We start from the raw sequence: 12501 nt of genomic DNA on the forward strand, positions 1-12501 counted from the left end.
CCCGCCTTCGCGGAAGGTGCGGCGCACCAAAGCCGATTCGTAGACGACCTCAACCCCGGCCTTGTTCGTTCGGCGGGACGTGTTGATGGCTACATGCATAGCCGGCGCACCTTGCTCCATGTCCATATAATACTTCAAACAAGATTGAAATGGAAGACTTTTCGTCAAAATTTTAGTGGCTACATATTTTGACCAAAACCATGGAAAAACCCCGGTACCATACGGTCCCGGGGCAACTCCCAAACGTAACTTCAGCCTAGTGTGAGTAACCTGTTCATGCACCTGTAGTTTCCAGGGAACGCCCAGAGGTTACAAAGACTTCAAGACCTATAATGCACGCGGGTGGGCCGCCGCGTATACCTCCCGCAGCGTGTCCGCTGTCACCAGTGTGTAGACCTGCGTTGTGGTGACCGAAGCATGCCCCAACAGCTCCTGCACCACACGAACATCCGCCCCGCCTTCCAACAGGTGGGTCGCAAAAGAGTGGCGGAGCGTGTGCGGAGAAACATCGCCGGTAACATTGGCTTTTTCTGCCGCTGCGCGCAGGATACTCCACGCGCTTTGCCTGCTCAGCCGGCCCCCCCGCAGGTTGAGGAACAGCGCGGGTGTACCCCGCCCATTGGACGCGAGACCCGGCCGCGACCTCACCAGATAGGACTGCACCGCGCGCGCCGCATAGGAGCCCAGCGGCACCAGCCGCTCCTTGGAGCCTTTACCGAACAAACGTACGACGGCGGGGCGCTCCAGCGCCTCGTCCGCTGAGACATCGTCCACGTCGAGTCCCACAGCCTCGCTGATGCGCGCGCCCGTCGAGTACAGAAATTCAAGCAGGGCACGGTCCCGTTGACCGGCTGGTGTCTCAACGTTGACTGCTTCCAGGATCCGGACCACCTCATCGACGGAGATGGCTTTGGGAAGCCGCTGTCCGGCCACTGGAGGATGGACATCCTCGGCCGGGTCAGTGGGGGTGGTCCCTTCTAGCGCCAGAAACCGGTGCAGTCCCCTGACTGCAACGATCGTCCGCGCGGCGGACCGGGGGCTCAGCGGCGAGTGGCCATCGGCGCCGGTGGCAAGTGCCTGGGCAAAGCCTGACACATCGTGACGGGTGATCGCCAAAATGTCATGTACCTCCCGCTTCAACAGGAACCGTTGATACCTCAGAAGATCGCGGCGGTACGCGGCCAGCGTGTTGGCGGAGAGCCCGCGCTCCACCAGCATGTGCTGCAGGTACTCACTCATCAGCCGGCCAGGGGCTGATTCCCGAAGCTCATCTTTGGCGGGAGCCGACAGGGTCTCTGACATGGTCAGTCCTGGAGCACCGGGCCGGCCGGCCAACTGCCGTGCTGGCTGTGGTGCTCGGGCCACGGTGAATCAGCTGGTCGAAGTGTTCGGTAGCCGGAGCTTCTGGCGGCAGCGGCCGCAAGGACAGCTGCCGAGGCCGAGGGGCTGTGCATATGCCCGTCCAGCACGGCACCTACCGCCTCATCCAGCTCCACCCAGGCAAACTCGATCTCGGCTTCTTCGTGGGTCCGGGCGTGTCGCTGCTCAAGAGGCACCTCAGCGACGTCCCTGGCCAAATAGATCCTCAATGCCTCGCTGGACGAACCAGGAGAAAGGAAAAGATCCACGAGCACGTTCCAGCTGCCTGCGGTCAGATCGGCTTCCTCGGCGAGTTCCCGGGAGGCCGCACGGACAAAGTTTTCCCCGTCCACGTCCAGGAGCCCGGCAGGGATCTCCCAGAGGGCCATCCGGACCGGGTGACGGTACTGGCGGATCAGCAGGATCCTGTCGGAGCTGTCCATGACCAGCACAGCTACCGCACCCGGGTGCTGGATGTAATCGCGGGTGAGGGATTCGCCGTCGTCGTCCAGTGTGAAAGTGTCACTGACCACATCCCAGACCCGGCCCTCGTAAACGGTGCTGGATTGCAGCAGGCGGCGGGGGCTCTGAACGTCAGCGATGACCGGACGGGCGTCCATGGCTACGCTTTGACCCCGCGGCGCACCAGCGCTGCCTTGACCAGACCGGCAAACAGCGGATGCGGCCGTGTGGGCCGTGAGCTGAGCTCAGGATGGGCCTGAGTGGACACGAAATAGGGGTGTACTTCCTTGGGCAGCTCAACGAACTCGACGAGTTTGCCATCCGGCGACGTTCCGGAGATCACGAGGCCGGCGGCTTCGAGCTTCTCCCGGTACTCGTTGTTGACTTCGTAGCGGTGGCGGTGGCGTTCGCTGACGTCGGTCTTGCCGTAGGTCCGTGCCACCACCGAGCCTTCCTTAAGAGTGGCCTTCCACAGGCCAAGGCGCATGGTTCCGCCCATGTCCCCTTCCCCTGCAACGATCTTGAGCTGCTCGGCCATGGTGGCGATCACCGGGAATTTGGTTTCAGGATCAAACTCGCTGGAAGATGCGCCCTTCAGGCCAACAACGTTCCTCGCGAACTCAATCACCATGCACTGCAGTCCGAGGCACAGGCCAAGGGTGGGAACGCCTTTCTCCCGTGCATATTTCAGGGCTCCCAGTTTGCCTTCGAGACCGCGGATGCCAAAGCCGCCGGGTACGCAGATGGCGTCGGCACCATCCAGGGCCTTGGCCGCACCCTCCGGAGTGGCGCATTCGTCTGAGGGGACCCAGCGAATGTGAACCTTTGACTTGTTGGCAAACCCGCCGGCCCGCAGCGCTTCAGTCACCGAAAGATAGGCATCAGGGAGGTCAATATACTTTCCGACCAAGGCAATTTCGACGTGGTGCTTGGGGTAGTGAACGGCGTCCAGAAGTTTGTCCCATTTGGCCCAGTTGACGTCCTTGAACTTCAAGTCCAGTGCCTGGACGATGTACGCGTCGAGACCCTGGGCGTGCAGCGTCTTGGGAATGTCGTAGATACTTGGCGCGTCGGCGGCATTGACGACGGCGTCAACGTCCACGTCGCACATGCGTCCGATCTTTTCCCGCATGGCGTCGGGGACTTCACGATCGGACCGGATCACGATGGCGTCCGGCTGGATACCGATCGAGCGGAGCATGGCCACAGAGTGCTGGGTGGGCTTGGTTTTCAGCTCCTGCGACGGCCCGATATACGGCACCAGCGACACATGGAGGAAGAAGACGTTGTTTCGGCCGATGTCCTGCCGGACCTGGCGTGCCGACTCAAGGAAAGGCTGCGATTCAATGTCGCCTACCGTTCCGCCAATCTCCGTGATGATGACATCGGGAGCCTTTTTGGAGCCGGTGGTTTCGGCGGGGAGGCGCATGCGGCGCTTGATCTCGTCGCTGATGTGCGGAATCACCTGGACCGTGTCGCCGAGGTACTCACCACGCCGCTCCTTGGCAATGACTGTGGAGTAGATCTGGCCCGTGGTGACATTGGCGGAGCCGTCAAGGCTCTCGTCGAGGAACCGCTCATAGTGGCCGATATCGAGGTCTGTCTCAGCGCCGTCGTCGGTCACGAAGACCTCGCCGTGCTGGAAGGGATTCATGGTCCCTGGGTCAACGTTCAGGTACGGATCCAGCTTCTGCATGGTGACCGACAGGCCACGGGCTCGAAGTAGGTGACCGAGGCTTGAGGCCGTCAGTCCCTTACCGAGGGAGGAGGCCACACCACCCGTCACGAAGACGTGCTTGGTAGTCTTTGCGGACTTTGAGAACCGGGAAATTGTTTGCTGCACCACGGAGTTCGAGCCTATCACCTAGCGGCAGTCCGCGCTGCATCTTCGAGCAGTTCCTCGGCGTGTGCCTGAGCACTGGCGGACTCCTCCTGGCCGGCCAGCATGCGTGCCAGTTCGCGCACACGCTCGGAATCAGGAAGCACCTCAATGTCGCTGGCGGTAAATCCGCTGTCCGCCGAAGAGGTCTTGGTCACCCTGATGTGCTGGGACGCAAACGCCGCAACCTGCGGCAGGTGGGTGACCACAATGACCTGGACGTGGCGAGCCAGCATGGCCAGGCGCCGCCCGATCTCCACGGCCGCCTTGCCACCAACGCCGGCGTCCACCTCATCGAACACAAACGTCGGAACAGGATCGACTGCCGCAAGGACAACTTCGATTGCGAGCATCACGCGGGATAGCTCGCCGCCGGAGGCGCCCTTGCCTAACGGTCGTGGCGGCGATCCTGCGTGCGGCTGCAGGGAGAAGGCAATCTCATCGGCACCCGTCACCCCGGGCGTGTCGGCCGGGGTGACGTCGATGATCAGCCGCGCGTCCGGCATCGCCAGGGCGCTGAGCTCCCCACTCACTTGGCCGCCCAGAGCCTCAGCCGCCTTCCTGCGCAGCGTGGTAAGCGTGTCGGCCCGGGCGGCGAGTTCACGGCTGAGAACCCCTGACCGTTCCTGCAGCTCCTCAATTCGGTCGGAGTCACCGCCGATTTCATCCAGCCGCACCCGACCCGCATCACGCCAGGAGATGACCTCGTTGATTGTCGGAGCGTACTTGCGGATCAGCGTGCCCAGTTCGGCGCGGCGAGATTCAACCTCTGCCAGCCGGCCCGGTCCTTCTCCGTCGAGGGACGAGCTGTACCCTGCCAGCTCCGCCGAGATATCGGTCAGGATGTAGCCCACTTCAGCGAGCCGTTCAGCGAGTGTGTTCAGGGCCGGATCATGCTCGCCAACACCCTCAAGCTGTCGCTTTGCCTCCTCGACCAGGGCGGTTGCATCCCCGTTTTCCTGAAATTCTCCGGCGACGAGCGCCTGATGGGCCACCGATGCGGCGATACGAAGTTCCTCCACATGGCCCAGCCGCATCGACTCTGACTTCAAGGCGTCGTCCTCGCCCTCCTGCGGATCCACTCCGTCGATTTCCTCAAGGGCGGACTGCAGCGATTCGGCTTCGCGCAGCCGGTCGCGCTCAGCGCTGCGCAGGTTCTCCAGCGCAGCGTCCACTTCGCGCCAGCTGTGGAACGTCTGCTGGTAAACGCTCAGTGCATCGGCGAGTTCCCGCCCGCCGAATTTGTCCAGGGCTCCCCGCTGAGCTGCGGCGCTTTTGAGCCTCAGCTGATCGGATTGCCCGTGGACAACCACCAACCTCTCCCCCAGCTCCGCCAGCACGCCTGCGGGAGCCGACCGTCCGCCCACGTACGCCCGGCTGCGGCCGTCGCTGCTCACTGTTCGCGCGAGGATAAGTCCGGCGCCGTCGTCGTACCTGTCCAGCTCACCTCCCGCCTCCGCCGCGCGAACCGCGGCAGGGCTCTGCGGATCAATCCGCAGCGTTGCTTCGGCGGACGCCCCTTTGGCGCCGAGCCGGACGGCCCCCGCATCGGAGCGTGCTCCCATCAACAGCCCGAGCGCGGTGATGACCATGGTCTTTCCAGCACCGGTCTCTCCCGTCACAACGGTGAACCCGGAGCCCAGTGAAAGGGTGGCGTCAGCAATGACGCCCAGATCGCGGATCCGGATTTCCTCAATCACCGTGAGGTACCTCCCGCGTAATCCCCTGCGGGTGCGTCACGGGACCGCGCCAGCCCTGGGTTGGGAGTTCGAATTTCCTGACGAGCCGCTCCGAGAACGGTGTCTGCGCTGTCCGGGCCAGCCGGACCGGAACCTCCGACCGCCTGACCTCCACCCGCGCGCCCGGCGGAAGGTCCACGGAACGGCGTCCGTCACACCACAGCACGCCCGCGGCGTTGGTCCTGGTCAATATTTCGACGGCGAGCACGGAGGTCGGCGCAACCACCAACGGCTTGGCGAAAAGCGCATGGGCGCTAATCGGCGCCATGAGGAGCGCCTCCACCTCCGGCCACACCACCGGCCCGCCCGAAGAGAACGCGTACGCCGTGGAACCCGTTGGGGTGGCCAGCACAACTCCGTCGCAGCCAAAGGAACTGATCGGGCGTCCGTCGACCTCCAGCACAACCTCGATCATTCGTTCGCGGTTTGCTTTCTCGATGGCGGCCTCATTCAACGCCCAGGTCTGGGCCACCAGCTCATCGCCGCGCCAGACCTGCACGTCGATTGCCATGCGCTCTTCGACGGTGTAGTCCCGGTCCACCACCCAGCGCACGGTTTCAGCAAGGTCTGCACGCTCACTTTCGGCGAGGAAACCAACATGACCCAAATTCACGCCCAGCAGCGGCACATCGGTGTCCCGCACCAGTTCCGCTGCCCGAAGGATGGTGCCGTCACCCCCAAGGATCATTCCCAATTCCACCTCGGCCAGGGTCACATCCGTGCCAAGAGTCTCGGTGGGTGCCGTCAGCAGTCCGTACTCAGCCTGGATGTCGGCCAGTTCCTCCGAGCGCATCACGGGAGAGAGCCCTGCCTCGTGAAGACGCGTGCACGCTTCCTGGGCGGCAGCCATGGCGTCGTGCCTCCCGGTGTGCGCGAGGACCAATATACGTCTAGTCATTAAGCTCCGTTGTATCAGATGGATCGGTTGGAGCGCTGCCAACGTCCACCCTGAAGGCGGGACCTGCCTCGATTGCAAGCTCCGCCAGCTGATCAGTTTCCTCCTCGATCCTAGGCACGATCGCGGTGTCAGGCACCTTTATCCACACAAAGAATTCGACGTTTCCGTCCTGGCCACGCAGCGGACTGCGGACTATGGCGCGGACTTCCAGCCCCAGCATCAGTGCAGCGCGCACAACACGCACGACGGCGGCGCGCCGCTTGCTCTCCAGCGTCACCACGCCATTCCGGTTCAGCGCGGAACGCCCCAGTTCGAATTGGGGCTTGATCATGAGAACGAGATCGCCGCCGTTCCTCGTGGCAGCCGCCAACGACTCCAGAACGAGGGTCAGTGAGATAAAGGACAGGTCCGCGACGGTGAGGTCCACTGTGCCACCGATGTCAGCGGGCTCCATGATCCGCACGTTGAGTCCCTCATGAACGTGAACCCGCGGATCGTTGCGCAGTTCCTCCACCAATTGGCCGTGTCCAACATCGACCGCTACCACCTCGCGCGCGCCGGATCTCAACAACACGTCCGTGAACCCACCAGTGGACGCTCCCGCATCCAGGCAACGCCGGCCTTTCACCATTACGTCGGGAAAGGCGGCCAGAGCGCCGTCAAGCTTGTGACCGGCTCGGCTCACGTAATCCGGCGAATCGCCCTCGCGGACCATAAGCGGGTCATCTGCGGCGATTGACGTAGACGCCTTGCGCAAGGGGGCGTCGCTCTCTTCCGGTGTGTCGCCCCCTTGCCCCCGGTGCACCCTCCCTGCCGCAATCAGCTGGGCTGCATGGGACCGGGACCGCGCCAGTCCGCGGGCAACCAGTTCCTGGTCAAGCCTGGTCACCGGTTCAGCCGTGATCCGTGTTCAGCTCGCTGAGCAGTCCATCATGCAGCGTCTCGTAGGCTGCGGTCTGGTCCTGGACTGGTATGTCTGACATGCCGGCCAGTGGGAGCAGCAGGGTGTCCACGTCACCATCACCGGTCTGCGCCGCGGCTGCGGGATAGGCGGGCACACCGTCATCCAGCAGTGAACCCTGTTCCGATGGAAAGGGATGGCCTTCTGTCATGCTGCTCCTCCGTAGGTCCTGCGGGATCGGTCAGTCAGCTAACGAACTGAAGCTCCGGAAGCACAGCTGTCTCTTGTTCCGGGGTGGCGTCCCACCACGCCGCGCATGCCGCGCGCCACGAGTCCATGCTCTGACGGTCACCTTCGATTATGACGACGCCGTCGCCTACCCGCGCGGTTGACCCGCCACAGCAGTGGCGCCCATCTCCGTCCACAACTATTTCCGGATGGGGGATGTAGAGCTGTCCCAGATTCTCCAGCAGGTAGGTGGGCCGTTGGGAGGCTGACGCTGAGAGCGCATTCTCCACTCCGTCAACACCGGTAAGAATCAAGGCGGTACTCATACCCGCCCGGTTGCCGCCAAGGATGTCCGTATCGAGACGGTCTCCCACCACCAGCGGCTTCTCGACCCCCAGATGGGCGGCGGCCGTCGTGAAGAGCTGTGCCTCAGGTTTACCTGCGACGATCGGGCTTCGGCCGGTGGCGGCGCGCACCNGCGCACCGCCGCCACGAGGGTGCCATTGCCCGGAGCGATCCCACGAGCCTGGGGAATGGACATGTCGGTGTTGGTGGCCACCCATACAGCGCCGCCCGCAACGGCATAAGAGGCTTCGGCCAGGTCTTCCCAGCCCAACGATGGTTCGAACCCCTGGATCACCGCGGCGGGACTGTCTGCTGCGGATGTCACCGGAATCAGGCCCTGCTCCTCGACGAGCTGCGCGAGGATCCGGCTCCCCGTCACCAAGACGGTGGAGCCGGCAGGAACCTTGGTGGCCAGAAGCTCGGCACCAGCCAATGCGGAACCGAAGACCTGCTCCGCCGTGGCGGGGGCACCCAGCTCCCGAAGGTGTGCGGCCACTTCCGCCGACGAACGCGATGCATTGTTGGTGATGTAGGCAAGCGCAACGCCGACACCGGAAAGCCGCTCCAAGGCTTCAATCGCTCCTGGAATGGCCGCCGGTCCTGCGTAGACTACGCCGTCAAGGTCGGCTAGGACCGCGTCGTAGGAATCGATCAATTGTGTGCCTTGCTCATTCACCTCGCGGGTTCTCTCCGTCGACTGGCGCTGCATCGTCCGGCGTTGAATCTTCCGGCGTTGAATCTTCCGGCGTTGAATCTTCCACATTGCCGCCGGTCTCCACATCCACCGCCGGATTGATGTTCGCTGGTGCATCCGCTCGGGTGTATTCAGGCTTCCGGCGGGGGGCCTTCTCTGCTGGCTCATCATCGTCGTCCACCAGATCAATAATCTCTGGCTCGGCGAAGGAACCGGTGCCCAGAGCACTATCTGCCAGCAGCGCTTGACGGCGCCAGGTCGCAGCATCCTCCGGCCGCTCCACCGCATCCAGTGCGTCTGCATAGGCACGGAACAGTCTGGGACTGTAGGAGAACGCACGGTTCATGTTCAGTTGCGGGATTTCAAGCGCGGCAACCGCAGCGTCCTTCTCCCCCATGTCAGTCCGGGCTCCGGACACAACTATGGCGAGTTCCACCTTGCCTGCCGTGTCCAGTGTGGAAGCCTCGTCCGTCCGGGCGAGGTCAAGGGCACGGTCGGGGCGTCCGAGACCCCGTTCGCAGTCGGCCATGACGGGAAGATGATCATTCGATCCACTGATCCTGCGGAAGGTTCGGAACTCGCGAAGGGCTTCGCCATAGTGGCCCGCAGCGTACGCGGTAAGGCCAACAGCCTCGCGCACTGCTGCCAGACGCCCGCCTCGGCGGCTTGCAGCAAGCGCATGCTGGAAGGCCAACTCCGGTTCGTCGTCGAGCAGGCGGCCCGCCATGACCAGGTGCCGTGCCACCCATTCGGCGCTGCGCTCCTCCAGGTTGCGGACCTGCGCACGGGTGACGCGATCCAGTTCAGCTCCCGTGACATCCTCATCGATTTCCGGTGACCGTTCCCGATCGGGACGATTGGCACTGCGCAGGTCGCGTGCATTGTGTGGACGTGGCTGTGCTGGGCGTTCCTGACGATCGCCCTCCGAACGCGGTGTCCGGTCCTGCCAACTGCCACCAGCGCCCCTGGAGCGATCTCCGCCCTCACGGGAAGAGCTTCCGGCTCCTTGTCGGCCACCATAACTGCCCCGGCCTGAACCTGTTCCTGCTCCGCTTCCGCGCGGAGCGTCATTCGTGCGACGGGGGCTGCTGCTCCCTGCGTATCCCTGGCGACCGCCGGCCGAACCGGATCCACCGCGCGGAGATTGTTCCCGTCCTGCGGAATAGCCACGGCCCGCAGGATTTTCACCCGCTCTGCGTTCGGATTGACCATCCCGTGCAAAGCCACCGCCGCGCTCATCACGGGAGGCGCCTGGCTTCGAGTCGTTGCGTCCTGAAAACTTGCCGCCGTCCCCGGAACCACCACCACGGCCCCCAAAGCTTTTGCCGCCGGCTGCTCCTCCGCGGTAGGGCTTGCGCTCTTCCCGGCCACCCTCCTGGTTACGGTCCTGGTCAGCCATGCGGTTCCCTCTCATCATGAGCTGATCCGACCGGGGTGCGGGCGAAAGCTCGTCACTGTGTATCTGTGTATTTGCGTATCTGTGTATTTGCGTATCTGTGGGCAACGTCTGGTGATCACGCCGCCGGAAGTTCCTGTCCTGATCCATTGTAGGAAGGATTCAGGCAGGTTGCGATGTGCGTGCGCAGATTGGATGTTAAATGGCTGAGGCTCCGACGATGCTGTCGGAGCCTCAGGCTCTAATGGTTGTCCGGCGGTGTCCTACTCTCCCACACTCTCTCGGGTGCAGTACCATCGGCGCTGTGGGTCTTAGCTTCCGGGTTCGGAATGGGACCGGGCGTTTCCCCCACGCTGTGACCGCCGTAACCTTGTGTACCCGTGGCCCCCGCGTGTGTGTGGGGGTGGGTAAATCTGGTGGTTACAACATTGTCTTTATGTAGTTTTAGACCTGTTGTGTTGTTGTGTTCCCGTGGTTTGTTGGTTGGGAACCGCATAGTGGACGCAAGCATGTAGTGTTCTTCCACCGGCCCTTTGGTGTGAACCCCTTTTGAATGGGTTCACGGGTGGTGGTGTGGTGTAAGTTATCGGCGTATTAGTACCGGTCAGCTTCACAGGTCGTTAGTCCCTGTTTCCACATCCGGCCTATCAACCCAGTGGTCTGGCTGGGGGCCTCTCACACGATATGTGTATGGAAATCTCATCTTGAAGCGGGCTTCCCGCTTAGATGCTTTCAGCGGTTATCCCATCCGAACGTAGCTAATCAGCGGTGCACTTGGCAGTACAACTGACACACCAGAGGTTCGTCCGTCCCGGTCCTCTCGTACTAAGGACAGACCTTCTCAAATTTCCTGCGCGCGCAGCGGATAGGGACCGAACTGTCTCACGACGTTCTAAACCCAGCTCGCGTACCGCTTTAATGGGCGAACAGCCCAACCCTTGGGACCTACTCCAGCCCCAGGATGCGACGAGCCGACATCGAGGTGCCAAACCATGCCGTCGATATGGACTCTTGGGCAAGATCAGCCTGTTATCCCCGAGGTACCTTTTATCCGTTGAGCGACGGCCATTCCACAATGTACCGCCGGATCACTAGTCCCGACTTTCGTCCCTGCTTGAGATGTCTCTCTCACAGTCAAGCTCCCTTGTGCACTTACACTCGACACCTGATTGCCAACCAGGCTGAGGGAACCTTTGGGCGCCTCCGTTACTTTTTAGGAGGCAACCGCCCCAGTTAAACTACCCATCAGGCACTGTCCCTGACCCGGATTACGGGCCGAAGTTAGATATCCAGTATGACCAGAGTGGTATTTCAACGATGACTCCACCCGAACTAGCGTCCGGGCCTCACAGTCTCCCACCTATCCTACACAAGCCACACCGAACACCAATACCAAACTATAGTGAAGGTCTCGGGGTCTTTCCGTCCTGCTGCGCGTAACGAGCATCTTTACTCGTAGTGCAATTTCGCCGAGCTTATGGTTGAGACAGCGGGGAAGTCGTTACTCCATTCGTGCAGGTCGGAACTTACCCGACAAGGAATTTCGCTACCTTAGGATGGTTATAGTTACCACCGCCGTTTACTGGGGCTTGAATTCCCAGCTTCGCCTGTAAGGGCTAACCGGTCCTCTTAACCTTCCAGCACCGGGCAGGAGTCAGTCCGTATACATCGTCTTGCGACTTCGCACGGACCTGTGTTTTTAGTAAACAGTCGCTTCCCCCTGGTCTCTGCGGCCCCGATCCGCCTCCCCGCAGCAAGTGCGGTTCACGGTAGGGGCCCCCCTTCTCCCGAAGTTACGGGGGCATTTTGCCGAGTTCCTTAACCATAATTCTCTCGATCGCCTTAGTATTCTCTACCTGATCACCTGTGTCGGTTTGGGGTACGGGCAGCTAAAACCTCGCGCCGATGCTTTTCTAGGCAGCATAGGATCACCGGATCCCCGCCACTTAAGGGGGGCCCGTCGGATCTCAGAGACGGTATCAAAACCAGGACCACGGATTTGCCTATAGTCCCTCCTACATCCTTAGACCGGGGCAACCATCGCCCGGCCCGGCTACCTTCCTGCGTCACACCTGTTAATACGCTTACCTCCCAGGCTCAGTATCCCGCGCCGCGCACCGATGCCCACTCCCGAAGGAGTAAACGGTGGTGTCTGGCACGGTTAGTATCCCCTGCTCGGTATGGACGGTTCTTCGCCGGTACGGGAATATCAACCCGTTGTCCATCGACTACGCCTGTCGGCCTCGCCTTAGGTCCCGACTTACCCAGGGCAGATTAGCTTGACCCTGGAACCCTTGATCATTCGGCGGACGGGTTTCTCACCCGTCATTCGCTACTCATGCCTGCATTCTCACTCGTGTAGGCTCCACCACTGGTTTCCACCGCGGCTTCACTGCCCACACGACGCTCCCCTACCACTCCACACCCCTGAACTCAGAGAACACAAAGGTTCCCGGCTTGGGTAATGTGTGAAATCCACAACTTCGGCGGTGTACTTGAGCCCCGCTACATTGTCGGCGCGGAATCACTTGACCAGTGAGCTATTACGCACTCTTTCAAGGATGGCTGCTTCTAAGCCAACCTCCTGGTTGTCTTCGCAA

8 protein-coding genes, 2 rRNA genes and 1 pseudogene are annotated in these 12501 nt (G+C 62.1%); all 11 read right to left on the reverse strand.

The features are described 5' to 3' along the window. Window positions 1-327: 327 nt before the first annotated feature. Entirely contained in the window at window positions 328-1302 is a 975-nt protein-coding gene (gene xerD, locus Y708_RS0101170; protein WP_028278521.1) for a site-specific tyrosine recombinase XerD, read from the reverse strand. A gap of 2 nt (window positions 1303-1304) precedes the next feature. After that, a complete protein-coding gene (locus tag Y708_RS0101175) occupies window positions 1305-1979 on the reverse strand; it encodes an NUDIX domain-containing protein (RefSeq protein WP_028278522.1) in 675 nt (224 codons plus the stop codon). A 2-nt stretch (window positions 1980-1981) separates the two neighbouring features. After that, the gene (locus Y708_RS0101180) at window positions 1982-3685 is read right to left on the reverse strand and encodes a CTP synthase (RefSeq protein ID WP_028278523.1); all 1704 of its coding nucleotides are present in this window, start codon (window positions 3683-3685) and stop codon (window positions 1982-1984) included. Then, complete coding sequence (recN, locus tag Y708_RS0101185; protein WP_028278524.1) at window positions 3682-5400, reverse strand: DNA repair protein RecN; 1719 nt, start codon at window positions 5398-5400, stop codon at window positions 3682-3684. The genes Y708_RS0101180 and recN overlap by 4 nt, the downstream gene beginning before the upstream one ends. Continuing rightward, complete coding sequence (locus tag Y708_RS22095) at window positions 5393-6337, reverse strand: NAD kinase (protein ID WP_051478394.1); 945 nt, start codon at window positions 6335-6337, stop codon at window positions 5393-5395. The genes recN and Y708_RS22095 overlap by 8 nt, the downstream gene beginning before the upstream one ends. Beyond that, complete coding sequence (locus Y708_RS0101195) at window positions 6330-7226, reverse strand: TlyA family RNA methyltransferase (protein WP_028278525.1); 897 nt, start codon at window positions 7224-7226, stop codon at window positions 6330-6332. The genes Y708_RS22095 and Y708_RS0101195 overlap by 8 nt, the downstream gene beginning before the upstream one ends. A 4-nt stretch (window positions 7227-7230) precedes the next feature. After that, window positions 7231-7449, reverse strand: a complete 219-nt coding sequence (locus Y708_RS0101200) for a hypothetical protein (RefSeq protein WP_028278526.1) — start codon at window positions 7447-7449, stop codon at window positions 7231-7233. Between the two features lie 34 nt (window positions 7450-7483). Next, a pseudogene (locus tag Y708_RS22100) lies at window positions 7484-8520 on the reverse strand (HAD-IIA family hydrolase). Then, entirely contained in the window at window positions 8480-9904 is a 1425-nt protein-coding gene (locus tag Y708_RS30655; protein ID WP_253905649.1) for a hypothetical protein, read from the reverse strand. The pseudogene Y708_RS22100 and the gene Y708_RS30655 overlap by 41 nt, the downstream one beginning before the upstream one ends. Before the next feature lie 247 nt (window positions 9905-10151). Continuing rightward, window positions 10152-10268: ribosomal RNA gene (gene rrf / locus Y708_RS0101215) — 5S ribosomal RNA — on the reverse strand. A 206-nt stretch (window positions 10269-10474) separates the two neighbouring features. Next, a 23S ribosomal RNA gene (locus Y708_RS0101220) occupies window positions 10475-12501 on the reverse strand; the annotation flags it as partial.

The sequence above is a fragment of the Arthrobacter sp. H5 genome, from assembly GCF_000520595.1.
In the GTDB taxonomy this organism is placed as follows: domain Bacteria; phylum Actinomycetota; class Actinomycetes; order Actinomycetales; family Micrococcaceae; genus Arthrobacter_D.